The organism is Allobosea sp. LjRoot9, assembly GCF_964252745.1.
Classification (GTDB): domain Bacteria; phylum Pseudomonadota; class Alphaproteobacteria; order Rhizobiales; family Beijerinckiaceae; genus Allobosea.
The window spans coordinates 1-25365 of record NZ_CAXUPC020000009.1 but is presented as its reverse complement, the minus strand read 5'-3'; the positions used below and the strand labels follow the sequence as shown (position 1 = coordinate 25365).

18 protein-coding genes are annotated in these 25365 nt (G+C 66.5%); 14 read left to right on the top strand and 4 right to left on the bottom strand.

The genetic code is table 11. The annotated features are described in order from the left end of the window. Nucleotides 1-80 precede the first annotated feature (80 nt). The 5 genes from ACSQ3P_RS25665 (at nucleotide 81) to ACSQ3P_RS25645 (ending at nucleotide 4984) form a co-directional block, all read left to right on the top strand. Nucleotides 81-1118 carry a 4-hydroxythreonine-4-phosphate dehydrogenase PdxA gene (locus ACSQ3P_RS25665; RefSeq protein ID WP_436168302.1) on the top strand — a complete coding sequence of 346 codons (1038 nt, stop codon included), beginning with the start codon at nucleotides 81-83 and terminating at the stop codon, nucleotides 1116-1118. A gap of 105 nt (nucleotides 1119-1223) precedes the next feature. Further along, nucleotides 1224-2219, top strand: a complete 996-nt coding sequence (locus tag ACSQ3P_RS25660; protein ID WP_436168301.1) for a Bug family tripartite tricarboxylate transporter substrate binding protein — start codon at nucleotides 1224-1226, stop codon at nucleotides 2217-2219. Between the two features lie 160 nt (nucleotides 2220-2379). After that, nucleotides 2380-2868 (top strand): tripartite tricarboxylate transporter TctB family protein, encoded by a 489-nt coding sequence (locus ACSQ3P_RS25655; RefSeq protein ID WP_436168300.1) that lies wholly within the window; start codon nucleotides 2380-2382, stop codon nucleotides 2866-2868. 32 nt (nucleotides 2869-2900) lie between these two features. Then, on the top strand, nucleotides 2901-4412 hold the full coding sequence (locus tag ACSQ3P_RS25650) for a tripartite tricarboxylate transporter permease (RefSeq protein WP_436168299.1): 1512 nt from the start codon (nucleotides 2901-2903) through the stop codon (nucleotides 4410-4412). 35 nt (nucleotides 4413-4447) lie between these two features. Continuing rightward, nucleotides 4448-4984: an O-acetyl-ADP-ribose deacetylase gene (locus tag ACSQ3P_RS25645; RefSeq protein ID WP_436168298.1), complete on the top strand. Its 537-nt coding sequence runs from the start codon at nucleotides 4448-4450 to the stop codon at nucleotides 4982-4984. A gap of 140 nt (nucleotides 4985-5124) precedes the next feature. Here ACSQ3P_RS25645 and ACSQ3P_RS25640 read toward each other — a convergent pair whose 3' ends face one another. After that, on the bottom strand, nucleotides 5125-5259 hold the full coding sequence (locus ACSQ3P_RS25640; protein ID WP_280141698.1) for a hypothetical protein: 135 nt from the start codon (nucleotides 5257-5259) through the stop codon (nucleotides 5125-5127). 261 nt (nucleotides 5260-5520) lie between these two features. Beyond that, nucleotides 5521-5874 carry a VOC family protein gene (locus tag ACSQ3P_RS25635; RefSeq protein ID WP_436168297.1) on the bottom strand — a complete coding sequence of 118 codons (354 nt, stop codon included), beginning with the start codon at nucleotides 5872-5874 and terminating at the stop codon, nucleotides 5521-5523. A gap of 208 nt (nucleotides 5875-6082) precedes the next feature. Here ACSQ3P_RS25635 and ACSQ3P_RS25630 point away from each other — a divergent pair, with 208 nt between their 5' ends. The 6 genes from ACSQ3P_RS25630 to ACSQ3P_RS25605 all read left to right on the top strand — a co-directional run bounded on the left by ACSQ3P_RS25630 (nucleotide 6083) and on the right by ACSQ3P_RS25605 (nucleotide 19280). Further along, complete coding sequence (locus tag ACSQ3P_RS25630) at nucleotides 6083-6835, top strand: fumarylacetoacetate hydrolase family protein (protein WP_436168296.1); 753 nt, start codon at nucleotides 6083-6085, stop codon at nucleotides 6833-6835. A gap of 134 nt (nucleotides 6836-6969) precedes the next feature. Then, a complete protein-coding gene (locus ACSQ3P_RS25625; protein WP_436168295.1) occupies nucleotides 6970-8979 on the top strand; it encodes an autotransporter assembly complex protein TamA in 2010 nt (669 codons plus the stop codon). Beyond that, nucleotides 8979-13295 carry a translocation/assembly module TamB domain-containing protein gene (locus tag ACSQ3P_RS25620; RefSeq protein ID WP_436168294.1) on the top strand — a complete coding sequence of 1439 codons (4317 nt, stop codon included), beginning with the start codon at nucleotides 8979-8981 and terminating at the stop codon, nucleotides 13293-13295. Before ACSQ3P_RS25625 ends, ACSQ3P_RS25620 begins: the two co-directional genes overlap by 1 nt. A 592-nt stretch (nucleotides 13296-13887) precedes the next feature. Then, nucleotides 13888-15288, top strand: a complete 1401-nt coding sequence (locus ACSQ3P_RS25615; protein WP_436168293.1) for a porin — start codon at nucleotides 13888-13890, stop codon at nucleotides 15286-15288. A gap of 461 nt (nucleotides 15289-15749) precedes the next feature. Then, nucleotides 15750-18092, top strand: a complete 2343-nt coding sequence (locus ACSQ3P_RS25610) for an OmpA family protein (protein ID WP_436168292.1) — start codon at nucleotides 15750-15752, stop codon at nucleotides 18090-18092. 15 nt (nucleotides 18093-18107) lie between these two features. Next, complete coding sequence (locus ACSQ3P_RS25605; protein WP_436168291.1) at nucleotides 18108-19280, top strand: hypothetical protein; 1173 nt, start codon at nucleotides 18108-18110, stop codon at nucleotides 19278-19280. A gap of 7 nt (nucleotides 19281-19287) precedes the next feature. Here the strand turns inward: ACSQ3P_RS25605 and ACSQ3P_RS25600 are convergent, their stop codons facing one another. Then, on the bottom strand, nucleotides 19288-20181 hold the full coding sequence (locus ACSQ3P_RS25600; RefSeq protein WP_436168290.1) for an alpha/beta fold hydrolase: 894 nt from the start codon (nucleotides 20179-20181) through the stop codon (nucleotides 19288-19290). Nucleotides 20182-20327: 146 nt separating this feature from the next. Here ACSQ3P_RS25600 and ACSQ3P_RS25595 point away from each other — a divergent pair, with 146 nt between their 5' ends. Further along, on the top strand, nucleotides 20328-21044 hold the full coding sequence (locus ACSQ3P_RS25595; protein WP_436168289.1) for a class I SAM-dependent methyltransferase: 717 nt from the start codon (nucleotides 20328-20330) through the stop codon (nucleotides 21042-21044). Nucleotides 21045-21419: 375 nt separating this feature from the next. Here the strand turns inward: ACSQ3P_RS25595 and ACSQ3P_RS25590 are convergent, their stop codons facing one another. Next, nucleotides 21420-23531: a lytic transglycosylase domain-containing protein gene (locus ACSQ3P_RS25590; RefSeq protein WP_436168288.1), complete on the bottom strand. Its 2112-nt coding sequence runs from the start codon at nucleotides 23529-23531 to the stop codon at nucleotides 21420-21422. A 170-nt stretch (nucleotides 23532-23701) separates the two neighbouring features. Here ACSQ3P_RS25590 and dapA point away from each other — a divergent pair, with 170 nt between their 5' ends. Together dapA and smpB are read left to right on the top strand one after the other, a co-directional pair. After that, nucleotides 23702-24595 (top strand): 4-hydroxy-tetrahydrodipicolinate synthase, encoded by an 894-nt coding sequence (gene dapA / locus ACSQ3P_RS25585; RefSeq protein WP_436168287.1) that lies wholly within the window; start codon nucleotides 23702-23704, stop codon nucleotides 24593-24595. 171 nt (nucleotides 24596-24766) lie between these two features. Next, nucleotides 24767-25240 carry an SsrA-binding protein SmpB gene (gene smpB / locus ACSQ3P_RS25580; protein ID WP_092164489.1) on the top strand — a complete coding sequence of 158 codons (474 nt, stop codon included), beginning with the start codon at nucleotides 24767-24769 and terminating at the stop codon, nucleotides 25238-25240. Nucleotides 25241-25365: the final 125 nt, after the last annotated feature.

Sequence of the window (25365 nt, the reverse complement as noted above, 5' to 3'; positions counted from 1 at the left end):
ATATGCTGCATACAGCATACTTGCTGCGAAAGAGGGGCCGTGCTAGCCAGAGCCAACAAGACGAAGCTGGAGACTATCTCATGGAAAGCCGTGCGAATGGCGCGCTGCCGGTGATCGCGGTCGCGATGGGCGACCCCTCCGGCATCAGCCCCGAACTCACCGCCCGTATCCTGGTCGAGCCCGATCTGCGTCATGCCGCCCGCTATGTCGTGTTCGGCGACAAGCGCCTGCTCGACCTCGGGGCGCAGGATGGCAAGGTTGATCCGGCCGTCCAGCTGATCCGCGACGGCGACGCCATACCCGTGGGCTCGGATGCCCCGGTCTTCATCGATCTCGCCAATCACGATCCCGCCGATCTGGAGCGCGGCAAGGCGACGCTTGCCGGCGGCAAGGCCGCAACCGAGAATTTCCGCCGCGCGCTGAAATTCGCGGCCTCGGGGCAGGCCGATGCGGTCTTCTTCACGCCCTTCAACAAGGCCGCGATGCGCTTCGCCTATCCCGGCTATGACGACGAGATCCGCTTCGTGCGCGATGCGATCGCTTTCGAGGGCGCGGCGAGCGAGTTCAACATCCTGGACAAGCTCTGGAACGCCCGCGTCACCTCGCATATTCCGCTCTCCGAGGTTGCGCAGAACATCACCCAGGAGCGCATCCTGCGGGCCTTGACGCTGGCCGACGCCAATCTGCGCGCCGCCGGATTCAACCCGCCGCGCATCGCGGTCGCGGGCATCAATCCCCATGCCGGCGATGGCGGCAATTTCGGCCGCGACGAGATCGAGACGATCGAGCCGGCGGTCAAGGCGGCCAAGGCGCAAGGCTTCACCGTCGAGGGACCGTTCCCCTCCGACACCGTGTTCCTGCGCGCGAAGAACGGCGATTTCGACGCCGTTTTGACGATGTATCATGACCAGGGTCAGATCGCGATGAAGCTGATCGGCTTCGACCGTGGCGTCACCCTGATCGGCGGCTTTCCCTTCCCGATCTGCACGCCGGCCCATGGCACGGCCTATGAGATCGCGGGCAAGGGCATCGCCAATCTCGGCGCCACCCGCGCCGCGCTCTCGCTCGCCATCAAGATGGCGCAGGACGGAAAGGCGCGGGCCAAGGCCGCGGCCTGATAGAACTGCGGCCTGACGAGGCCACGGCTTTTAGGCAACAGCATTCCATCGAGGGCGGCCGCCTCAAGAGCCGCCCCGAAACAACCAGACATCAGGGAGAAGCATATGAAATCGTTCAGCATCACGGCCGCGCTCGCGGGCGCCTTCGCACTTGGCGGGATCGGCGCGGCGCAGGCCTGGCAGCCGACCAAGCCCATCGAATTCGTCGTGACCTCGGGCGCCGGCGGCGGAACCGATAATTTTGCCCGCGTCATCCAGTCGATCATCACCAAGCACAAGCTGATCGACCAGCCGATCGTGGTTGTGAACAAGGGCGGCGGCTCCGGCGCGGAAGGCTATGTCTACGGCAAGGGCGCCAAGGGCGATCCCAACCGCGTCATCTTCGGCACCAATAACGCCTATCTGCTGCCTTACGTCGCCAAGCTCGGCTACAAATTCAGCGACCTGACGCCGGTTGCGGCGCTGGCGCTCGACGAGTTCCTGCTCTGGGTCAACGGCAGCGCGCCCTATGCCGACGCCAAGAGCTATCTCGATGCGGTCAAGGCCAAGCCCCTGGGCTTCAAGATGGGCGGCAGCCAGTCCAAGGATACCGACCAGACGCTGACCTCGATGATCCAGGAAGCGGCGGGCGTGAAATGGATCTATGTGCCGTTCCAGGGCGGCAGCGCCGCGGCGGTGCAGCTCGCCGGTGGCCATATCGATTCCAACGTCAACAATCCCAATGAGAATATCGGCCAGTGGAAGGCCGGTCAGGTGAAGCCGCTTTGCGTCTTCTCGCCGGTGCGGCTCGCCAAGAGCGACCCGGTCTTCGAGGGCAAGGGCTGGGGCGACATCCCCACCTGCAAGGAATCCGGGCTGCCGCTGGAGACCTTCCAGATGCCGCGCACCGTCTGGCTGCCGGCCGAGGTTCCTGCTGATGCGGTCGCCTTCTATGCCGATCTCCTGGAGAAAGTCAGCAAGACGCCGGAATGGCAGGAATTCGTCACCCGCACGGCGCAGACCAGCCGCTTCATGAAGGGCAAGGAGCTCACCGATTTCGTCGCCAAGGACGACACCGCCAGCCGCAAGGTCTTCGAGAGCGAAGGCTGGGTGGTGAAGTAGGCGAGACAACCTCGCCGTCATCCCGGACAAGCCGCGCAGCGGCGCAGATCCGGGATCCATCGTAAAGCGCAGCGCTCTATGATGGATCCCGGCGCTCCGCTTCGCTCCGGCCGGGATGACGACAGTGGTTCCAGGGCCATTCACATCAAGGAGCCCGCCAATGATCACCCGCTTCTGGGCCGAGACCTTCACCGCTTTGGCGACCATGGCGTTCGGTCTCGTCATCGTCAAAGGCGCGCTCGAATTCGGCATCGGCTGGGATTCCTCGGGTCCGCAGCCGGGTGCGTTTCCCTTCTATGTCGGCGGGCTCGTCGCGTTGGCGAGCCTCGGCACGCTCGGGCTGACGGTTGGCAAGCAATTCGCCGGCGACCCGGCCCTGCGCAAGAGCGTCCTCGATCATGAGCAGGCCCGGCGCGTCGCTTCGTTCCTGCTGCCGATGGCGGGCTTCGTCATCCTCAGCGTCACGCTCGGCATGTATGCGGCGACGATCCTCTATCTCGTCTTCACCATGCGTTTCCAGGGCCGCTATGGCTGGCCGGCGACGCTGGTGACGGCGCTGGGAACAGCCGCCTTCTTCTATTTCGCGCTCGAGAAATTCTTCCAGATCGGCCTGCTCAAGGGCCCGCTCGAGCCCCTCATCGGCCTGTGATCGGCTCGCAACGAAAAACGGTGCCGTAAGCCATGGATAACATCGCCAACCTGATGCACGGCTTTTCGGTCGCGCTCACGACCCACCACATCCTGCTGATGTTCGCGGGCGTGCTGCTGGGCGTGCTCGTCGGCGTCCTGCCGGGGCTGGGCGCACCCAATGGCGTGTCGCTGCTCCTGCCGCTGACCTTCTCCATGGACCCGGTCTCGGCCATCATCCTTTTGACCTCGCTCTATTGGGGCGCGCTGTTTGGCGGCTCGACCACCTCGATCCTGTTCAATATTCCAGGCGAGCCGTCCTCCGTGGCGACGACCTTCGACGGCCACCCCATGGCCAAGCAGGGCAAGGCGACCGAGGCGCTGGCCTTCGCCTTCCTCTCGGCTGGCTTCGGGGCGCTTGCCGGCGTCATCCTGATCACGCTGCTCTCGGGCTGGGTTGCGAAATTCGCGCTGCGCTTTTCCTCCCCGGAGTATTTCGCGGTCTATTTCATGACCTTCGCCAGCTTCATCGGGCTTGGCGGCGCCTCGCCGCTGAAGACCATTGTCTCGATGGGCATCGGCTTTACGCTCGCGGCCGTCGGCATGGATTCAGTCTCCGGCAATGTCCGGCTGACCTATGATTTCGACGTCCTGCTTGCCGGCGTCAGCTTCCTGATCGCGGTGATCGGCCTGTTCGGCATCGGAGAATTGCTGCTGACGATGGAGGAGGGCCTGAAATTCGACGGCGTCGCCGCCAAGGTGCGCATCGGTGATGTGCTGACGACCGCCGCCAAGCTGCCGCGCTACTGGGTGGCGCTGCTGCGTTCGAGCCTGATCGGCATCTGGATGGGCATCACGCCGGGCGGACCGACGGCCGCCTCCTTCATGAGCTACGCCATGGCCAAGCGTTCTTCGCGCCATCCCGAGACCTTCGGCAAGGGCGATCCCGAGGGCGTGATCGCGCCCGAGACGGCCGACCACGCGGCGGGCTCGGCGGCGATGCTGCCGATGCTGGCGCTCGGCATCCCAGGCTCCGCGACGGCCGCCGTGATGATGGGCGGTCTGATGATCTGGGGGCTCAACCCCGGCCCGACGCTGTTCACCGACCGCCCGGATTTCGTCTGGGGCCTGATCGCCTCGATGTATCTCGGCAATGTCGTCGCGGTCGTCGTGGTGCTGGCGACCGTGCCGCTCTTCGCCTCGATCCTGCGCATCCCGTTCTCGATCATCGGGCCGGTGATCGTGGTGATCTGCTTCATCGGCGCCTACACCGCCGCGAGCAAGGAGTTCGACATCTGGCTGGCGCTGGTCTTCGGCCTCGTCGGCTATGTCTTCAAGAAGCTCGACTATCCGATCGCGCCGCTCGTGCTCGCCATGGTCATCGGCGACAAGGCAGAGGACGCCTTCCGCCAGTCGATGATCTTTTCGCAGGGCTCGCTCAGGATCTTCTGGGCGAACCCGCTGGTAGCGACGCTGATGACGATCGGTCTGGCGCTGTTGTTCATGCCGCTGATCGGCGGTCTCGTCCGCCGCTTGCGCGGGAAGGGTACTCCGCGCACCGTCTGAAGGGGGCAATCTCCGTCGGAAGGACAACGGGCATCATGACTGAATCGGAAAGCTCCGAAAGTCCTGTCGTGCTCCGCGCCGTTCGCGCAGACATAACCACACTCCACGTCGACGCGATCGTGAATGCAGCCAACTCATCATTGCTTGGCGGTGGCGGCGTGGACGGAGCCATTCACAGGGCTGCCGGCCCCGACCTTGTCCACGAATGCCGGTTGCTTGGGGGCTGCAAGACCGGGGATGCCAAGCTGACCAGAGGCTACCGTCTACCGGCAAAATTCATCATTCATACCGTTGGGCCGGTCTGGCGCGGCGGCGAGCATGGCGAATCGGATCTTCTCGCGTCCTGCTATCGTCGTTCGCTTGCGATCGCGGCGATGAACGACATTCGGACGATCGCATTCCCGAGTATCAGCACAGGCATCTACGGTTATCCGATAGAACTCGCCGCGCAGCTGGCAATCGAGGTCGTCGGCTCAGAGCTTCGCGGGAGAACCCAGCTGCGGGAGGTCACCTTCTGCTGCTTCTCGCAGGAGGATTTGCAAGTCTACGAACGTCTTTTGGCGGTGCCGTGACCGCGCATCCGGTGACGATGCTGCCGCTCGTCCCGCAAGGCCTGATGGAACTGGCGCTGCGATGGGGAAGTAGCGGCGCCACTCCTCCCGTCATTGCTTCGCTATGCTCGCGATGACGACAAGGCCTCGCCGAGGCAAATTCAAAACGCCCCGATACCGCCGGAGGGCGGTGGCAGGTTGCCTCGCCGGTCTTTCGTGATGAGATCCGGCGTCACCAGAAGCTCCTTGCTGAGCCAGGCGACATAGGCTGAAAGCAACTGCACGATAATGCGCATCGACCGCCTCCCTTGTTCACGGAAGCGATCTTATCGAAAAAATGGGCCTATGCCCTTGAAATTTCGACAGGTCTGCATTGCGTAACGCATGGGAACAGCTGGCGCCTCAGAGACAGTTTGAGATGCCCCACGGCCCTCATCCTGAGGAGCCATTCCCCGGGGCATGGCGTCTCGAAGGATGCTCGCTGAGGCTCTCCCGGAGCATCCTTCGAGACGCCGCTTCGCGGCTCCTCAGGATGAGGGCTCAAGTCTCAAGCAGCCTCAGGCCTTCGACCACACCGCCAACTCGTACCCGTCAGGATCGGCGAAGTGGAAACGCCGGCCGCCAGGGAAATCGAAGACCGGCTTGACGATGCGCCCGCCCGCCGCCTCGATCTTCGCCTGCGTCGCGGCGAGATCGTCGGCATAGAGGATGACCAGCGGCCCGCCCGGATTCGGCGTCCCTTGCGTGGTGAAGCCGCCTTCGAGCCGACCGTCAGCGAAGGCGCAATAGTCCGGCCCGTAATCGGTCATTCTCCAGCCGAAGGCGTTTTCGTAGAAGGCGCGCGCCCGCGCGAGGTCGGCGACGTTGAATTCGACATAGTCGATGCGTCGGTCGTTCCCGGAATCTGTCATGGCGGTTTCCTCGTTCCTTTTGGCAGGGCGGAGATCAGCACCGCCATGGCGGTCCGTCAGCTCATGGCAGCAGGTTGCGTCGCGATGCGGGTTGTCCGGAGGGCTCCTGCTACTGTAGCTGTTTGGCAAGCGCGAGGCCGTCCATGCTGCATGGGCGGGAGATGATCGTCACCAAGCCGACAGACAAGCCGACAGGGAAGAGACGAAAATGCCGACCACGACCGAAACCTTGCGCGATGCGCTGGTCGCCGCCCGCCGCGGCAAGAGCCTGATCGAGATGGCGAGCCAGCCCGTGCCGGCTTCCTTCAGCGAGGGGCTGGGCGTGCAGGCCGAGATCGCCAAGGTGCTGAAGCAGCCGGAAGCCGGCTGGAAGGTCGCGATCGCCGAGGATGGGTTGCCGGTCGCGGGCATCATGCCCGGCCCCTATCTCAAGCCCGGCGACGTCTATGAGGGCGCGATCGGCGCCGAATTGCGCGTCGAGATCGAGATCGCCCTGCGGCTTGCCAGCGACGTGCCGTTCCGCCCGAACCAGCCCTATTCGCGCGCCGAACTGCTCGGCCATTGCGACAAGGCCTATCTCGGCATCGAGATCGTCGAGAGCCGCCTCGCCAACTGGACGGGCGTTCCCTTCGCGCTCTGGCTGGCCGATGCGCTCGGTCATGGCGGCTACCTGCTCGGCCCCGAGCTCGACATCAAGACGCTCGACGATCCGACCGCGCTCGGCTGCTTCATCTCGCTCAACGGCGTCACGATCTATGACAAGCCGGCGGTGCATGCGAATGGCGACCCGATGGCGCCCTTCCTCGCCTGGGCGAACCGCAAGCAGGATTTCATGGGCGGTTTGCGCGCCGGCCAGATCGTCACCACCGGCAGCCTCTGCGGCGGCGTGCTCTCGCCCGGAAAGGGCGAGATCGTGACGAAGTTGAGCCCGCTGGCGACAGTATCTCTGACGCTGCGTTAGGCTTTAAACTCGGGACCAGCCTTTAAACTCAGGACGTTGTCGATGAGCGCCAGATCATCGACAATGTTTCCATCATTTTCAGAACACAGTTCGACCTTATTCGTTGTGTGCTGGTGGCGTCGTCGGGAGGGCGGATGCGGTTGTGGCGGAGGGTGTCCCGCAATGTCGCGGGTGGAGGCGTCTGCGCTTTCGCCGCGATGCTTGGTGGACAGCCCACGCCGGCCGAGGCCTTCGATTTCTCGTCGCTGGACGTCTTTGGCCTGTTCGGCTCCAAGGACCAGCCTCCCGCGGTCAGCACGAGCACGCTGCCCTATCAGCTCAGCTTCGATCTCGGGGATGCCGCTGACGCCAAGGCGCTGACGCGCACCCTGCAGGACGCCTCGCTGCTTTATCGCCTGCGCCAGGACGCGCCGCCTGATGGCGAGACCCTGGCGCGGCGCATGGCGGCCGACCTCAACCCGCTGGTCGATGCGCTCTGGTCGCAGGGCTATTTCAATGCCGAGGTCGCGGTCACCGTCGACGGTGTCGCGCTGAAGCCGGGCTTGGAGCCCGGCGCAGCCCTGGTGCGCGCCGCCGAGGCGCATCGCAATCGCGAGCCGGTCCCGATCACAGTCCGGGTTCAGCCCGGCCCGGTCTTCGGCTTGCGCAATGTCGCAGTCGTCGAGCGCGGGGAGGGCACGCCGATCATCGCCGACCCGGCCAGGGTCTCCAAGCTCAAGCCCGGCGACGCCGCGACCTCGGGCTCGCTGCGCGCGGCGCAAGCTGCGCTTGTCGACCATCTGCGCAACCAGTCGCGCCCGCTCGCCAAGGTGGTCGAGATGCGGCCCGTGGTCGACCATGCCGCACGGATCATGGATGTGACCTATGTCGTCGAGCCCGGCCCGCTCGCGGGCTTCGGTGCCGTCACGATCGGCGAGACCGGGGATATCCCGCCCGCTGTGGTGCGCTCCTTCATCTATCTCGAACCGGGCGATCCCTATTCGCCCAAGGCGCTGGCGGATACGCGCAAATCGGTCGCGACGATTCCCGCGATCGGTTCGGTGCGCATTCGCGAGGCGGACAAGCTCGATGCTGCCGGCAATCTGCCTGTGTTCGTCGATGTCACCGAGCGGCCCAAGCGCCTGATCGGCTTCTCCGCCCGCTACTCCACCATCGATGGCCCGGCGGTGAAGACCTATTGGGAGCATCGCAACCTGTTCGGTGGGGCCGAGAAGCTGCGCCTCGAGGGCGACATCTTCCTGGCGCCGCGCATCAATGGCACCAAGATCAGCAGCTTCGACGATTTCGAGCGCTCCGATCTTGGCGGGCGCTTCGCGGTCAGCTTCATGAAGCCGGCTCTCTGGGGCACGCGCTATGACTGGCTCGTCGACGGCACGGGCGCGCGTGAGCGCGTCGGCACCAACCGCTATGGCGGCTACACCGCACGCTACGCCAATGTGACGACCGCGATCCGCCGGCGCTTCAGCGACACCTTCTCGGTTCAGGCCGGGCTGGAGGTCGAGCGCGGCCAGACCAGCGATGTGCTTGGGCAGGTCGACTACACCCTGGTCGGCATTCCGCTCTCGGTGAAATATGATTCGACCGATAGCCTGCTCGATGCGACGCGCGGCATCCGCGCCACCGCCTCGGTCACGCCCTATCCGAGTTTCCTCGGCTCCACCGTCAACGTCGTGCAGTCGAAGGCCGCGGTCTCCGGCTATTACGCGCTCGACGAGGACGCCCGTTATGTGCTCGCCGGCCGCGTCGGGCTGGGCTCGATCGCCGGCGAGAAGCTCGCGGATATCCCGGCAACGCGGCGCTTCTATGCCGGCGGCGGCGGCTCGGTACGCGGCTATGCCTATCGCACGCTCTCGCCGCTTGGACCGCTCGGGCAATTGACCGGCGGGCGCAGCCTGTTCGAGGCCTCGGTCGAAGCCCGCATCAAGGTCACCGACACGATCGGGCTGGTGCCGTTCTTCGATGCCGGCATGGCCTTCGAATCCAGCATCCCGAACTTCAAGCAGGAGCTGCAATACTCGGCCGGCCTCGGCCTGCGCTATTACACGCCGATCGGCCCGATCAGGCTCGATGTCGCAGCCCCCCTCAACCCGCGCAAGGGCGACAAGCCGGTCGCGGTCTATATCAGCATCGGGCAGGCCTTCTGATGGCGGGCCTCCTGACCCTTCCGCGCCTGGCGCTCTCGGCCCTTGTCCTCGGCGCGGTCCTGCTCGTCTCGGCCCATTTCGGCGGCTTCGCCCAGAACGCCCAGAGCGATCGCGGCGTCGTCGCCGATCTGATCTCGCGGGCGCTGTCGAGCGACACCAGCCAGGTCTCGATCGGTGCGGTCGACGGCGCGCTCTCCTCCGACGTCACGATCCGCGACATCGTGCTGTCCGATCGCGACGGCCCCTGGCTTCGGCTCGACCGCGCCCGGTTGATCTGGACCCGCACGGCGCTGCTGCTGCGACGGCTGGAGGTGAACCGACTCGAGATCGGCAGGCTCGAGATCCTGCGCAAGCCCGTGTCGCAGCCGGGAGCAGCGCCCGCCAACGACCAGCCGATTCTGCCGGAACTGCCGCTCAAGGTCATCGTCACCGCATTCCAGCTCGGCGAACTCTCGCTCAGCGAGCCGGTCCTCGGCACGGCGGCGCGGCTTGGCGCGACCGGCTCGGCGACGCTGGGCGCGCCGGCGGAGGGGCTCGATCTCAGGCTCGAGGCGCGCCGGCTCGACCGGGCTGGCGTGTTCACCGTGCGGCTCGGCTTCATCCCGCAATCGACCCGGCTTCAGCTCGCGGCGAAGATCGACGAGCCCGAGGGCGGGCTGATCGCCCATGTCGCCGGTTTGCCGGGCCAGCCGCCGGTCAAGCTCGATCTCAATGGCGATGGTCCGCTCGACGCCTTCAGGTCCAACCTGGTTTTCACCGCCGGCGAGACCATCGGCGCGCAAGGCTCGGCCAATCTCTCCCGCGTCGGCGTGGGGCGCGACCTCACGCTGGCGCTCGACGCGCGCATCGAAGGGCTGATGCCGGCTCCGGCCGCGCCGGTCTTCGCCGGCTCGACGCGGCTTGATGGTGCCGTCGGCTTCAGCGACGATGGCGGCGTCGATATCCGCAATCTGGCGCTGGTCTCGGCGCTGGCCCGGCTCGATGTGCTCGGGCGCTATGCTCCTGACCGGACGGTCGATCTGCGCCTCACCGCCGCCGCGCGCCCCAATGCCGGCAGCCGCACGGTGTCCTCCGGCACGGAGATCGGCAAGCTCGCCTTCGTGGCGACGGTCAACGGCCCGGTCGCGGGCCCGCGCATCATCGCGACATTGGATGCTGAGGACGCCAAGCTGCCGACGGGGACGCTCGGCAAGCTCGCCGCCCGCTTCACCGCGACGCCGACCGGCACGATCGGCGAGGCGGGGACCAGGATAGCGCTGGTCTCCGATGGCGAGGCCACGGGCGTTGTGCTGAGCGATCCGAAGCTGGCGCGCATCGTCGGCGAGCGCGTCGTTTTCAGCTTGCGCGGCACCGGCAATGACGATGCGACCGCCGATTTCGAGACATTGCGGCTGGCCATGTCGGGCGTCGAAGTCGATTACAAGGGCAAGCTCGGCCAGGCCCGCATGCTCGGCCAGGCGAAGCTGCTCCTGCCCGATTTGTCGCGCCTGAGCGGGTTTGCTGGGCGGGCATTGGCGGGCCGCGCCGATGTCACGGCCGATCTCGACGCGACGCCGCGCACACATGCTTATGGCGTGGTGCTGAACGGGCGTGCCGCTGAGCTCGCCACCGGCGATGCCGTGCTCGACCGCCTGCTGGCCGGCAATCTGGCCTTGGCCGGCCAGGTCAGGGCGCTCGCCACCGATGTTACGGTTACGGGCCTGCGCGTCACCGGGCAACATGCGGCCCTGACCGCCGATGGCGGGGTCGGGCGCGAGCGCTCGGATCTGCGCATCGCCCTGGCGCTGCCCGATCTGAAGCGCGCCGATCCACGCTTGTCCGGGCGCGGCGAGGCGACCGCGCAACTGACCGGCCCGCTCGACAAGCTCGACGCCACGGCCCGCATCGCCGTCGCCAATGCCACGGCGCTCGCCCGGCCGATTCCGCGCCTCGTGATCGATGCCACGATCCGTGATCTGCAAGGCGCGCTCGACACGAGTTTGTCGCTCGATGGCGAGGTCGACGCCAAGCCCGCCACCGGTCGCGTCCGGCTCGCGCGCGGCCCCGACGATGGCTGGAACCTCTCGAGCCTCGATCTCGGCATCGGCTCGGTCAGGCTGAATGGCGCGATGACGCTCGATCCCGCCAGCCGAGCCGCTGGCCGGCTGACGCTTGCCGCACGCAATCTCGACGATCTCTCGGCGCTGGCGCTGACCAAGCTCGGCGGCCAGCTCGACGCCGATATCACGCTGGCGGTGGTCGAGGGTCGGCAGAATCTCGATCTGACCGCGCGGGCTGCGAAACTCGCTGGCCCTTCGCTCGCGATCGACAAGTTGGATGCCACAGCTGCCGCCCGCGACGTGTTCGGAAAACCGCAGCTCGATGCCGCGCTTGCGATCGACAGGGCGGTTCTGGCGGGCGAGCCGGTGAGCTCGATCCGCTTCGATTCGAAGGGCGCGCCCGAGGCCAGCGCCTTCACCCTGAGCGCGGCTGCACGCGGCTTTGCCTTGAATGGAGCGGGCCGGCTCGTCCCGGCCGAGCCGCTGCGATTGGAACTGGCCTCCTTCGAGGCGCGCCGCGACGGGCGGCGCATCGCGCTCAGCCAGCCGGCCAGGCTGAGCTTCCCGGCAGGGGGCATCGAGATCGCCGACCTGGCGCTGGCGATCGATCGCGGCCGCCTGACGCTGGATGGGCGCGCCGGCGAGACGCTCGATCTGCGCCTCACCGCCCGTGACGTGCCGCTTTCGGCCGCCCGCATCGCCGCTCCCAACCTGGATATGGCGGGAACGCTCAATGCCGAGGCGCAGGTGAAGGGCCGGCCGGGCGCGCTGGCCGGCCCCTGGCTGCTGCGCATCGCCGGACTGGCGACGCCGGAAACCCGCAGCGCCGGCCTGCCGCCGATCGCGATCGACGGCAATGGCCAGCTCGATGGCAATCGCACCAGCGTCAATGCGACGCTGAACGCCGGGAAGCTTGCGAATCTGAGCCTGCGCGGCTCCGCGCCGCTTGGCGCCGCTGGTGCACTCGATCTCACGGCGCAGGGTACGATCGACGCCGCGCTCGCCAATCCAATGATTGCGGCGCAGGGCCAGAGGCTGACCGGGGCGATGGCGCTCGATATGCGGGCAGTGGGGACGGCCGCCGCCCCGCGCCTCAGCGGCACGGCGACCTTTGCCAAGGGCAGTTTCACCGACGCCTTGCAGGGCATGCGCCTGACCGGGATCGAGGCGCGTATCGCGGCGACCGGCGAGAACCTGACGATCGAGCGCGCCGTCGCCGGCACCGCCAATGGCGGCACGCTTTCGGCCAGCGGGCAGGTCAGGCTTGATCCGGCGGCCGGCTTTCCGGGCCAGCTGCGCATCCAGGGTCAGCGCGCCCAGCTCGTCGCCAACGGCATCGTCACAGCCGTTGCCGATCTCGGACTCGATATCGCCGGGCCGCTGGCGCAACGCCCGCGCATCGGTGGGCGGGTCGATGTCGTCTCGCTCGATGTCGCGGTGCCGGATCGTTTGCCGGCCTCGCTGCGGCCGGTGGACGGCATCAAGCATATCAAGGCGACGGGCACCGCGGCCGCGCGTCTCGCCGCAGCTCGCAAGGCCAAACCGGTCGGGAAGGGCAGGGGCCGGCCGGCGCCCGCTTTTGACGCTGCGCTGGCGCTGGTGGTCTCCGCGCCGAATCGCGTCTTCATCCGGGGGCGCGGCATCGACGCCGAACTCGGCGGAGAGATTCGGGTCGGCGGCTCGCTGGCCGCTCCCGCGCTCGATGGCGGCTTCGATCTCAGGCGCGGCCGCCTCAGTGTGCTGAGCCAGCGCCTCGATTTCAGCCGTGGCCGCTTGAGCTTCACTGGCGGCACGATGCCCGAGCTCGACTTCGTCGCCGAGACGCGCGCATCGGATGTCACCGCCAAGATCCTGATCACGGGGCCGGCCGACCAGCCGGCCTTCGCCTTCACCTCGCAGCCCGAATTGCCGCAGGACGAGGTGCTGTCGCGCATCTTGTTCGCCCGCGCCTCGGGCTCGCTCTCGGCCTTCCAGGCGCTGCAACTCGCGCAGACGGCCGCCCAGTTCGCCGGAGGCGGCGGCGACGATTCCTTCGAGCGGCTGCGCAAATCGCTCGGCGTCGACAATCTCGACATCCAGGTCGGGGCGGGCGGGCCGACGATCGGCGCCTCCCGCTATATCGGCAATAACGTCTCGATCGGCGTGAAGGCCGGGGCCAAGCCCGAGGACAGCGGCGTCTCGATCGGGATTGACGTCACCCGCCGCCTGAAGGTCCAGGCCGAGACCGGGGCCGACGGCTCTGCTGCGGTCGGCGTCGGGGCGGAATGGGAATATTGAGGCGCGCCCGAGAATGACGGGCGCGCTTCCCTTCTCCCCTGGCGGGAGAAGGTGGATCGGCGCAGCCGAGACGGATGAGGGGGCGCTGTGAGCTCTCCGTCTGGCTGCACACGACGCTAACCGGATAGGGCACGGCGCCCCCTCATCCGACCCTTCGGGCCACCTTCTCCCGCCAGGGGAGAAGGGAAGAGGGCGACCGGGAATCACCGCCGGCCCTCCCCGAATGGCCCTGTGGTTGCCGGGAATGCGATTCTACCCGCGAAGACCCCTCGAAGGGCCCGTCCGGGCGAGTGCGGTTAAGAGCTGGTAAATTTCGGCCCTCAAAGCGTGGCGCTCCTGCAACACCGGGTTCCAAAGCACCCCCCTGGACCTCTCGGCGGCGTGATCGAGGTTGATCGGCAATCCGGCATTCGTATGGTGAACCTGCGTCGGGACATTCCCGGTCGCTGTTTTTCGTCTTCGCCTCTGAATGGTTCAGGGACGCGGGCGAAAGGCCGGGAATAGGTAAGCTGGCGGTTTGGTCTCCTGGGGCCTGCTGCCGAGAAAGCGAACCGAAGCCCGAGGGTCTCGAAACTCATTTTGGAGGTTACCAATGAAGCTCGTTAAGAGCCTCCTCCTCGGTTCTGCCGCCGGTATCGCCGCGGTTGCCGGGGCTCAGGCCGCCGATCTTCCCTCGCGGAAGGCCGCTCCGGTCGAATACGTTCGTGTCTGCTCCACCTATGGCGCGGGCTTCTTCTACATCCCGGGCACGGAAACCTGCCTGCGCGTCGGTGGTCGTGTTCGCGCTGAATACGGCACTGCCGAGCGTTGGACCCGCGCTCAGGACGGCTACGGCTTCCGTGCTCGTGGTCGTCTGAACATCGACGCCCGCACCGCGACTGCCTATGGCACGCTGCGCACCTTCGTCCGCTTCGAGATGACCAACTCGAACGGCGTCTACGGCCAGTCCTTCAACGGCGCTGGCGTGTCCGCCGGTGCTGCTCGCGGCGGCTCCTCCGCCACGTATAACACGGGCGCTGGTCCGTTCTCCTCGAGCCAGAACGGCCAGGCGAACTTCAGCCTCGACAAGGCCTTCATCCAGTTCGGCCCGATCACCGCTGGTCGCGCTCAGTCGTTCTTCGACTTCTACGCTGACGACCTGAACTACGGCGTCATCCGTGGTTCGGACCAGGCTCTGAACCTGATCGCCTACACCGCGACCTTCGGTTCGGGCATCTCGGCGACGGTGTCGTTGGAAGATCGCTCGGAGCGTGAGCAGGTCGGTGGCATCACCACCAACGTTGCTGGCGTTTCCACTGCGACCCTCGGTGGCCAGACCATCCCGGACGTTGTTGGTAACATCAACATCACCCAGGGCTGGGGCTCCGCTCAGCTGTCGGGCGCGCTCCTTCAGCGCGGCACGACTGGCCCGATCGGCACCACCGGCTTCGGCACCGGCACCAACCTGTCGAACGACGACCAGTACGGCTTCGCCGTTCAGGGCGGCGTCAAGATCAACCTGCCGATGCTCGCCGCTGGCGACTATCTCTGGTTGCAGGCTGCTTACTCTGAGGGTGGTCTCTCCTACCTCGGCTACGGCGGCGTGGGCACCGGTTCGACCTGGAGCTCGACCAGCCGCGCAGGCCGCATCTCGATCTCCAACTCCGACGTTGCTCTCGACGTGCTCGGCAAGGCTCACCTGACCAAGGGCTACGCCCTGACCGCGGGTCTGCTGCACTACTGGACCCCCACGATCCGCCAGGGCATCTATGGTTCGTACTCCAAGCTGGACTACAGCGCGGCTGTTTCGACCCTCGACCCGCGCGAAATCCGCGTCGGCACCAACCTGATCTGGTCGCCGGTCGCCGGCCTCGACATCGGTGTGGAAGTTCTCTACGCCCGCGTCGAAGCTGCCAAGCGTGTCACCGCCTTCACGGGCGACCAGGCTCTGGCTCGCACGATCAAGTCCGACGACACCTTCCAGGGTCGTCTGCGCATCCAGCGCGACTTCTGATCGGTTTTCCGATTGGATCGAGAAGCCCCGGGGAAACCCGGGGCTTTTTTTGTTTGCCAGAGCAGGATGCGAAAAAGTGGGAACCGGTTTTTCGCGTCGATCCTGCTCTAACTCTTAGTTGAGAGACGGATTCAGATTTCAGATGGGATCACTCCGTGATTCCATCTGAAATCATCCGGCTCTCGAGCAGGATGCGAAAAAGGGCGCCGGTTTTTCGCATGCGGGCGATTCCGTCCGAATGCGACGTGTTCGAGCGAAGCAGACACCGGGCCGCGTGAATAAAATACATTAAAACAAAGAGTTAGAGCGTTTTTCGATCCAATTGGATCAAAGCTGCCCTAACGTGGGTTACGGCAAGGAGACGCTTGACAGAACTCCATGATCCAGCCTGACTCGAGGGCGGGATCGATCGTGCGCAATCGAAGCGTGCAGGTCCGGGCTGGCTGCGGGGATTTCGGGAGATGGGGCAACCGCTGCGTTGGCTTTGGGGTTTGGCGCCGCTCGCCTTGCTCTGGGGCATGGGCAACCTCGCTCTCGACGATGCCATTCAGAGCGATGTCGGCAACCGCGCGATTCTGGCCGCAAGTTCAGCGGCGGGGCAGGCGCCCGGGGCGCGGCCGATCGTGGCGCAAGTCGTCGGCCGCGATGTCTCGATCGGCGGCGAGGCGCTCTCTGCTGATGGCGCGGCCAAGGCCATGGCGCAGCTTCGTTCGGAATTCGGCGTGCGCCGCGCGCTCGGCGGCTTGTCGCAGGCGGTGGCGCAGCGACCCTATAGCTGGTCTGCGACGCGCCAGGCCGGCGTGGTCACGCTCAGCGGCTCCGTGCCCGATGAAGCCACGGCCACGGCCAATGTCGCGGCGGCCGGCGCTGCTCTGCCCGGTATGCGGATCGAGGATCGCCAGAGCCTCGCCTTTGGCGCCCCGGTGGGCTTTGCCGAGATGACCAGGACCGTGCTCGCGGAGCTGCCGAAGCTGTCTTCCGGCAAGGTCGCGCTGGATGACGGCCGCTTCTGCATCGAGGGCAGCGCGGATACGCCTGACGCCTTCCTGGCCCTGAAGAGCGCCATGCCCAATCTGGCGAAAGGCGGCTTCCAGCCGGTCGATTGCGCGCTCGAGCCGCCGCTGGTCGCGCCCTATCGCTGGAGCGCGGAGCGCGCGGCCGATGGTTCTGTAACGGTCACCGGTTCTTATCCGTCCGAGGATGTCCGGCGCCAGCTCCAGGCGCTGCTGCGCCGCAGCTTTCCCGAGCCGACGCCGCTCAATGATCTGACCAAGCCGGCGCTCGGCGCGCCCGCTGCCTTTCTCGCCAAGGCGACGCGCGCGATCGGCGATCTCGCTCGCCTGCGCAACGGAAGGGCCGAACTCATTGGAAACGCTTATGAATTGACCGGAACGGGGCCCGACAGTTTCGACGCCTGCCAGGCCTTGCGGCTGCTCGTCGCCCAGCTCGACGGGCCGGATTCCGTCGCCAAGGCGACGATCGCGTGCCCACCCGCACCACCGCCTGCGCCGCTTCCGGTCCCGGCGCTTCCCGTTCCGGCCGAGCCCACACTGACGCCCGGGGCGACAAGCTCGCCGCCGGGCTCGGCCGCCGACGCAACCCAAGGGACGGCACAAGGGACGGCACAAGGATCAGCTCAGCCTGCGACCGCTGCGCCTCCCGTGGTGGCCCCGGCTCCCGTCATATTGCGCTGGCAGGCTGAGAAGAGCGAGCAAGGCTTGGTCGTCACCGGCCTGGTGCGCGATGAGGCCGCCCGCGCGGCCTTGCGTGCCGGTTCCGGTCTGGCGAATGCGGCCCCGCTCGATGATCGCACGACTGTGGAACCCAATCTCGTGGCGACGCCGGACTACGCGTCCGCGACGCGCTTCGCCTTCGAGCTTCTGGGCAGCATGACGCGCGGCACGGCCTCGCTCGACCGTTCGGAGCTCGCTTTGTCCGGCGAGGTCGCGGATGAGGCGGGCTTGCGCGCCCTGGAGGCGGCGCTGGCCCGGCGACCAATGCCTGCCGGCCTCAGCCTCAAGACCGGGACCGCTGGCGGCGCGTTCGCGGTCCGGCCCTATGGGCTGCGGCTCACCGTCGACAAATCCGGCGTTTCGCTGACGGGATATCTGCCTGACGCGCGCTCCCGCGAGGATCTGCTGGCGCTGGTCGAGGCCTCGTCGCTGCGCGGCAAGGTCAGCGACTCGACCACGCTCCTGCCGGGCGCGCCCGCGGGTTTCACCGCGGCAGCGTATGTCGCGCTGGTCAACCTGCTGCGGCTCGATCTCGGCTCGGCCAGCCTCAGCGAAGACGGCGCCGTGATCCAGGGCTTGACCTGCCGTGATCTGATCAAGAGCGAGGTCGAGACCAGCGCGGCCACTGCGCCGGGACCTCTCAAGGTTTCCGCCTCCGTCGGCTTGCGCCAGACGGGCTGCGTCATCGACCCGCCCAACACCTGCCAGAACGATTTGGACGCCTTGACCAAGCGCAACACCGTGCTGTTCGGCCAAGGCACCGCCGTGGTCCCGCTCGACCCCACGACCGAACGGGTCGTCAATGAGGCCTTCGCCATCCTGAAACAGTGCCCGGCCTCGCGCATCATCATAGAGGGGCATGCCAATCGCGACGGCGAGTGGCGCGGCTTCAACAATCTCGACCTGTCCGAGCGCCGGGCCTTGCGCGTGCGCGACGAGCTCGTCCGGCGGGGCATCGACCCGGCTCAACTGACTGTCGCCGGCTTCGGCACGGACAGACCGCTGGTGCCTCACGGTGCCCCCGATGCGCGGGTGATGAACCGGCGCGTTCAGTTCACGGTCGCGAAATAGAGGCTGTCAGGGGCAATGCTGTATCTCGCTACGCAATTCGCCTGGTTCCTGCTCGCGGCCTTCGCGCTCGGCCTCGTCATGGGCAGGATCAGCTATGACGGTGGCAAGCTCTGGAACCGCAAGCTGACCTACCTCCTCGGCGTCTGGCTCGTGGTCGCCGCCTTGACCTGGTCGCAGACGCTGAACGGCGTGCCGGCGTTGTGGCTCGAGAGCGCGCTGCTCTTCGTCGCGATCTATGTCGCGGGTTGCTCGCTCGCCAGTGTCCTGCGCTCGGCGCGGGAGCCGCGGGCGATGGGGGAGGCAGCCCCGCGCGATTTTGGCGAGATGCCCAAGCTCGATATGCCCAAGCTCGGCGGCGCGAATATCGTGCCTGTGCCGACGCCTGACGACGCCACGCTTGTCTTGCCCGCGAAACCGGTCGTCGATGATGGCAAGACGGATGAGAGCAAGACGGGTGACGGTAAGACGGTCCTGAAGGGCATCAAATCGATCGGCGAGGCCAATAAGGTCGTGCCGAAGGTCGAGGGTGAAGACGCCATTCCCGGAGAGCGCCCCGTCGGACTGGCCGCCGCGCGCGCCGGGAGCCCCGACGACCTCAAACTGATCAAGGGCATCGGCCGGCAGAACGAGGGCCGGTTGCACGGCCTCGGCATCTGGCATTTCGACCAAATCGCCGCCTGGAGCGCGCAAAACATCGAATGGGTCGGCAGCTATCTCGCCTTTCCCGGCCGGATCGAGCGCGAGGATTGGGTCGCGCAGGCCAAGGCGCTGGCGCGGGGCGCCGAGACAGCGTTCGCCAAGCGCGCCAAGGCGGGCGAAGTCTCCTCCTCCCGCGACGACGGCTCGCTGGGTCAGGGCAATGTCGCGCCGCTATCCGATGACGGGTTCGAAGGCGAGCGGCCGAAGAACCTCCTGACGCAAGCCCGCGACGGCAAGGCCGATGATCTGACGCTGATCAAGGGGGTCGGCCCTGCTATCGCGGCTGATCTCAACCGTCTCGGCATCTGGCATTTCGACCAGATCGCCGGGCTACGCGATCCGGAGATGCGCTATATCTCGGCCTTCGCCGGTGTCCCGGGCAAGGGGCTCGCGGAGAACTGGCGCGAGGATGCCGATATCCTCAGCCATGGCGGCGAGACCGCGCATTCGCGGGCGGTGAAGGCCGGGCGGACGTCGCCGGGAAGCTGATCCGCGCTCAAGCCGCCAGCCGCTCGGCCCGGTTGATCAGTTTTCCGATCCGTCGAACCATGTCCTTGGCGCCGAGCAGCGGGGCGTGACCCTGTCCCGGCGCGACGAAGATCTCGCAGTCGGGATGGCGCTCGCCCATTTCCTTGAGGGTCTTCTCGGCCAGAAGATCCGAATTTTCTCCACGGATCGCGAGCAGTGGCACGCCGTTCAGCCCGGCGAAATAGGTCCACAGCACCGGCAGCGGCGCTTCGAGGTCGAGTTCCTCCAGAACTTTCATCAGATTGGGGTCGTAGTCCGGGACGAGCCGGCCATCGCGCTCGGTCCAGGTGCGGCGCGCCATCATCTCCCATTCCGCCTCGCCGAAGAGCGGAAACTGCTGGTCCGAGAGGCGCTTGAGGATTTCCGCTCCCTCGCTGAAGCTGCGCGGCAGCGGCAGCTTTCCGACATAACCCCGGATCCTGAGCAGGCCGCGCGCGTCGATCACCGGGCCGACATCGTTGAGCACGGCCCCCTTGATCAGAGTTGGCCGCGCCGCCGCCAGCGCCATGGTCAGGAGCCCGCCGCGCGAGGTGCCGACGAAGACGGCGCTCTCGATGCCTGCGGCCGTCAGCACTTGCATCAGGTCGTCGAGTTCGACGCGGATATCGTAGTTCTTCCAGTCCTTGTCGTAGGCGGACAGGCCGCGCCCGCGATAATCGAGCGCCAGCACGCGCCGAGGCTTCTCCGCATCCTGCGACAGCGCGAGCGCAAGCTCGTGGAAATCGGCGGCGGTGCGAGCGAAGCCCGGCAGGCAGACGATGGGTAAGGCCCGCGAGGCGAGGGGGCCGTAATCGCGCGCATGCAGCTTGAGCCCGTCGCGGGCGCTGATGAACAGCGATGAGAAATCGGCTTGAGTGGTCATATCGTCTCTCAGTAGGCCTAGTCGCGGGTTCAGCTAACCATGATTTCCCTCACGTTCAAACGCTCGGGAGACATGCGCCGCCCAGCCTTGCGCAGGGTTGGCAAGCGCGCGATGCCGAATGCCGCATCCTAACGCCGGACGAGACGATGACGACGCCGCTACCCGAATCGACGCAGAAATTCGATCCCGGCCGGGCCGCCGAATACCAGGTCCAGAGCCGCATCGCTCTGGCCGGCTACGATGCCTGCCATGAACTCTCCGCCTGTATGCTCGCGGCGACGCTGGGACCGGGGAAGCCGGCGCAAGTGCTGGTCGTGGGCGCGGGCGGCGGCGCGCAGGAGATCGTTTCCGCCGGCGCACTGGAGCCGCAATGGCGCTTCACCGCCGTCGATCCGTCGCAGCCCATGCTGGATCTGGCGCTGGCGAGGCTGCGCGAGCACGAACTGCTGGATCGGACCGAGATGCGTCTCGGCTATGTCGAGGATCTGCCCTTGGAGCCGCGCTTCGACGCCGCCACGCTGATCGGCGTGCTGCACCATCTGCCGGGCGATGCCGCCAAGCGTGATATCCTCAATGCTGTCGCCGCGCGGCTGAAGCCGGGGGCGCCCCTGATCCTTGCTGGAAATCGCTATGCCTATGCGAGCGAGCCGCTTTTGCTCGCGGCCTGGGGCGAGCGTTGGCGCATGTTTGGCGCAGCCCCCGAAGAGATCCGGGCGAAGCTCGGCAAAATCCTGCACGGCGCCGATCCGCCCCGCTCGGAGGCCGAAGTCGCTGCTCTGCTCGGCGAGGCGGGGTTCGACGCGCCGAACTGGTTCTTCTCCAGCCTGTTCTGGGGCGCCTGCATCGCGCGCAAGCGGGTATAGGCGGCGCTGCCAGAGCGTTTTCGAGCGAAGTGGACGCCGGTTCGCGTGAAGAAAACGCGTTAAAACAAAGAGCTAGAGCTATTGAACGATCCAATCGGATCGGAAACGGCTCTAGAGGCTGTTATGGACTCTGGGGCTGATTTGATGAGGTCAAAACGCCGGAGATGGGAGGAGCATTGCGCCGGCGATACCATCGGTATCGGCAAGCGATGCGACGCTGCAGCTCCGCCGTTTTCACCTCACCCGCAGGGCACGGCGCTTTTGCGCGACTGCGGCGTCGTTCTTCGTAGCAAGCCGGAAGGCTTGCGTCCTCGAACTCCTGGCATTCGCGCAAAATCGCCAGCGTCAAATCAGCCCCAGAGTCCATAACAGCCTCTAGTCATTCCGTTTGCCGCCACGCTTCAGGTCGTAATCGATCAGATAGGCGGTGCGCTGGTCGAGCCGCTGGCGGTAGACCTGCAGGTTCTCCATCACCCGCTGCACATAGTTGCGCGTCTCATAGAAGGGGATGCGCTCGACCCAGTCGACGGCGTCGACCTGCGGATCGCGCGGATCGCCATAGGCGGCGATCCATTTCTTCACATTGCCCGAACCAGCATTATAGGCCGCGAAGGTCAGGATGTAGGAGCCGCGCCAGTCCCTCAGCAGGTCGTTGAGATGGGCCGCACCCATCTGGGCCGAATAGAGCGCATCGCGCCCCAATCGCGGCCAGTCGAAGGGCAGGTTGGCTCGCCTTGCCGTTTCGCGCGCGGTCGCGGGCATCATCTGCATCAATCCGCGCGCGCCGGCATGCGATTCCGCCGCGGGATCGAAGGCGCTCTCCTGGCGGGCGATGGCGTGGACGATGGCGCGCTCCATCGGATCGCCCAACACCGGAAAATCCGGCACGCCGAAGGTCGGAAACGCCGCGCTGTCGAGCGGAAAGCCGCGTTGCAGGGCCTGTTTGCCGATCGCGAGCAGCGACCGCGCATCGCCCTCGCGCCTGGCGAGCGCCGCCACGGCCTCCAGCGCCGGCGTGGTGTAGAGCCGTTGCGCGAGGTCGCCAAGCATGATCGTGGCAAGGTCGCGCGCACCGATCCGATAGAGCAATTGCACGCCCTGATGCCCTGGCAGGAGGCCGAGCGCCGCTGAAGCCGAGCGACGCAGCGGCAGGTCGGGCAAGCCGAGCCGAGCGCGGGCGAGCTGGCCGTAATAGGCGATGGGGTGTTCGGCGGCGCGCTCATAGGCAAGGCGCGATACATCCTCCTTGCCCAGCGCCTCGGCGGCGCGGCCCTCCCAATAAGCGGCGCGCGAAACCGAAATCGGCGTCTCCGCCAGCTTGCCGGCCTCGACGAAATGCTTCAGCGCGGTCGCGGCATCGTTGCGGAAGCGCAGGGCGATGAAGCCGGCATGCCATTCGGCGTCGATGCGCGCGACTGGGCCCTCGGCGCCATGTCCGGCGACAACCTCGTAAGCCTTCGCGGCATCGCCGGCGTCGAGCAGTTTGCGCGCGATCAAGCGGCGCTCCGTCCACCATTCGTCGCCATCGCCGAGCAGGTTGGGGTCGCGTGGAACATGGCTGAGCGCCTTGGCGGCCTCGGCCGGCTTGTCCGCTCGTCTCGCTTGCTGCGCCTGCAGGAAGGCAAACGAGATGTCGCCCTTCAATGAGGCAGGCACGGAGGCGATCTGGGATGCCGGGAGCGGGCGTCTTTCCCGGGCGCTGGCGAGCCTGACCCGGGCAAGAGCGACATAATCCGCCGATACGCGGGCGGCGTTGCGCATCGCCGCCGTCGCGTTCTCGCGGAAGAGATAGCGCTCGGTGCGCAGCCTGTGGTCGTCGCGGGTCAGGATGTCGCCGAATTCGGCGAGCACCATGGTCTCCAGCGGCTGGCCGAGATGGTCCTGCCGCCAGAGCTGGCGGATCAGCGCGGCCGCGTCGTCGCTCTGCCCTTGTGCCTTGAGCGCGAGCGCCAGCGCCACGCGTCCGGCCGGGCCGACCGGCCGCTGCGCGTAGAAGAAGGCACGGACCGTGGCCGCGTCCTTTTTCTCCGCGATCAACGCCTCCTCGGCGCGGCGGCGGAACTGCGTCGTGGCGGGATAATTGGGGTAGGCCTGGAGAAAGGCGTTGAGCCGCGAGAACGCAATCGCGTTGGAACCTGAACGGATCGCGACCCATTCGAGCAGGGCCTTCGCCGTGCGATCGTCGATTGCGGCTGCGATCGCGTCGCCCTCGGCCAGCGCGCCACGCCGATAGGCGGCGACAGCCGCCTTCACGGCATCCAGGCCGGCGCTGGCCTCGAACCGCAATTGCACGTCGGGGTAGGGCGGCAGCGCGGCCGTGGTCTCGACATCGAGAGCAAGCAGGCGCGGCTGTTGCACGCGCTGCTCGCCATCGTCGCCGGCCAGCGCCACTGTCGCGGGGAACAGAGCCGGAAAGATCAGCCAGGCCAGGCGCTTTCGAACAGAGCGCTTGCGGATAGAGCGCCGGCAGGCGAGAGGCGAGGCCATCGCAGGCTCCTTGAAGGGGCGCTTGACCCGCGATGGTGGGCGATGGCGGTTTATGAAACCTTAACCATGAGGACCACGCTTTTTGATGGGTTGCCGGCTTTGCCTGCGGCGGCTGAGGGTTTATGTCTGTCGGCCCTTCGATTGGACTTCCGCGTCAGGACGCCGCGCTCATGACCAAGCACACTGCCTTTACCGGTTCGCTGCCCGCGCTGGTGACGCCGTTCAAAGCCGGGAAGATCGACGAGGAGGCGCTGCGCGCGCTGGTCGAATGGCAAATCGAGAGCGGCAGCTCGGGCCTCGTGCCCGTTGGCACGACCGGCGAGAGCCCGACGCTCTCCCATGACGAGCACAAGCGCGTCGTCGAGGTCGTCGTCGCGCAGGCCAAGGGCCGTGTGCCGGTGATCGCGGGCGCGGGCTCCAACAACACGCATGAGGCGATCGACCTCGCGGTCCATGCCGAGAAGGCCGGCGCCGACGCCGTGCTGGTGGTGACGCCCTATTACAACAAGCCGACCCAGGAGGGCATGTATCAGCACTTCAAGGCGGTGAACGACGCCATCGGTATTCCGATCATCATCTACAACATCCCGCCGCGCTCGGTGGTCGACATGTCGGTCGAGACCATGGCGCGGCTCTACGAGTTGAAGCATATCGCCGGCGTCAAGGACGCGACCGCCAATCTCGCCCGCGTCTCGCAGCAGCGCCACGCCATGGGTGCCGACTTCATCCAGCTCTCCGGCGAGGACATGACGGCGCTGGCCTATATGGCGGCCGGCGGCCATGGCTGCATCTCGGTCGTCGCCAATGTCGCGCCCAAGCTCTGCGCCGATCTGATGGTGGCGGCGCTCAAGGGCGATTATGCCGGCGCGCTGAAGCTTCAGGACCGGCTCGTGCCGCTGCATGACGCCGTCTTCAAGGAGCCGGGTCTGGCCGGCGCCAAGCATGGCTTGAAGCTGCTCGGCCGCATCGAGGAAGAGGTCCGCCTGCCGTTGCTGCCGGTGACGGCGCCAACAGGCAAGGTCATTCGCGACGCCATGGTTTTCGCCGGGCTGCTGAATGCTTAAGTAGGGCAATCGGCAGTGGGCAGTCGGCAGTCGAGGGGCGCGGCCCTACTGCCTATTGCCCGCTGCCTACTGCCGAAGTTTCCTAGTTGGGGCAATCGGTATTAGGCAGTCGGCAGTCGAGGGGGCGCGGCCCTACTGCCCATTGCCTACTGCCGATTGCCGGAGTTCCCCATGAACAAGCCCGATCCCGATCGCTACAAGCTCGCCGCCGACAACCGCAAGGCGCGCTATAATTACGAGATCATCGAGACGCTCGAGGCTGGCATCGCCCTGCAGGGTACCGAGATCAAGTCGCTGCGCGGCGGCAGGGCGACGATCGGCGAGAGCTATGCCGGGCCGATGGGCACGGAGCTCTTCCTGTTCAACGCCCATATCCCGGAATATCTCGAAGCCAATCGCTTCAACCATAATGTCCGCCGGCCGCGCAAGCTCCTGCTACACCGCCGCCAGATCAACAAGCTGATGGGCGCGATCCAGCGCGACGGCTACACGGTCATTCCGCTCAAGGTCTATTTCAACGAGAAGGGCCGGGCGAAGGTCGAGCTCGGCCTAGGGCGCGGCAAGAAGCTGCACGACAAGCGCGAGACCGAGAAGAACCGCGACTGGAACCGCGACAAGGCCCGGATCATGAAGACGGGTGGGTGAGGCTATTTGGCCGTCATGCTCGGGCTTGACCCACGGGTGTCCGGTTTAAACTAGTAGACGTTGTGCATGGCGTTGATTCTACTTGTTTCCAAGCACTTGCCGGTGTTTTGGACACGAGACAGGAT

Bases quoted from the DNA above. Each gene is read 5' to 3' on its own strand.
- ACSQ3P_RS25665 (WP_436168302.1), top strand. From the start codon at position 81: ATGGAAAGCCGTGCGAATGGCGCGCTGCCGGTGATCGCGGTCGCGATG.
- ACSQ3P_RS25660 (WP_436168301.1), top strand. From the start codon at position 1,224: ATGAAATCGTTCAGCATCACGGCCGCGCTCGCGGGCGCCTTCGCACTT.
- ACSQ3P_RS25655 (WP_436168300.1), top strand. From the start codon at position 2,380: ATGATCACCCGCTTCTGGGCCGAGACCTTCACCGCTTTGGCGACCATG.
- ACSQ3P_RS25650 (WP_436168299.1), top strand. From the start codon at position 2,901: ATGGATAACATCGCCAACCTGATGCACGGCTTTTCGGTCGCGCTCACG.
- ACSQ3P_RS25645 (WP_436168298.1), top strand. From the start codon at position 4,448: ATGACTGAATCGGAAAGCTCCGAAAGTCCTGTCGTGCTCCGCGCCGTT.
- ACSQ3P_RS25640 (WP_280141698.1), bottom strand. From the start codon at position 5,259: ATGCGCATTATCGTGCAGTTGCTTTCAGCCTATGTCGCCTGGCTCAGC.
- ACSQ3P_RS25635 (WP_436168297.1), bottom strand. From the start codon at position 5,874: ATGACAGATTCCGGGAACGACCGACGCATCGACTATGTCGAATTCAAC.
- ACSQ3P_RS25630 (WP_436168296.1), top strand. From the start codon at position 6,083: ATGCCGACCACGACCGAAACCTTGCGCGATGCGCTGGTCGCCGCCCGC.
- ACSQ3P_RS25625 (WP_436168295.1), top strand. From the start codon at position 6,970: ATGCGGTTGTGGCGGAGGGTGTCCCGCAATGTCGCGGGTGGAGGCGTC.
- ACSQ3P_RS25620 (WP_436168294.1), top strand. From the start codon at position 8,979: ATGGCGGGCCTCCTGACCCTTCCGCGCCTGGCGCTCTCGGCCCTTGTC.
- ACSQ3P_RS25615 (WP_436168293.1), top strand. From the start codon at position 13,888: ATGAAGCTCGTTAAGAGCCTCCTCCTCGGTTCTGCCGCCGGTATCGCC.
- ACSQ3P_RS25610 (WP_436168292.1), top strand. From the start codon at position 15,750: ATGGGGCAACCGCTGCGTTGGCTTTGGGGTTTGGCGCCGCTCGCCTTG.
- ACSQ3P_RS25605 (WP_436168291.1), top strand. From the start codon at position 18,108: ATGCTGTATCTCGCTACGCAATTCGCCTGGTTCCTGCTCGCGGCCTTC.
- ACSQ3P_RS25600 (WP_436168290.1), bottom strand. From the start codon at position 20,181: ATGACCACTCAAGCCGATTTCTCATCGCTGTTCATCAGCGCCCGCGAC.
- ACSQ3P_RS25595 (WP_436168289.1), top strand. From the start codon at position 20,328: ATGACGACGCCGCTACCCGAATCGACGCAGAAATTCGATCCCGGCCGG.
- ACSQ3P_RS25590 (WP_436168288.1), bottom strand. From the start codon at position 23,531: ATGGCCTCGCCTCTCGCCTGCCGGCGCTCTATCCGCAAGCGCTCTGTT.
- dapA (WP_436168287.1), top strand. From the start codon at position 23,702: ATGACCAAGCACACTGCCTTTACCGGTTCGCTGCCCGCGCTGGTGACG.
- smpB (WP_092164489.1), top strand. From the start codon at position 24,767: ATGAACAAGCCCGATCCCGATCGCTACAAGCTCGCCGCCGACAACCGC.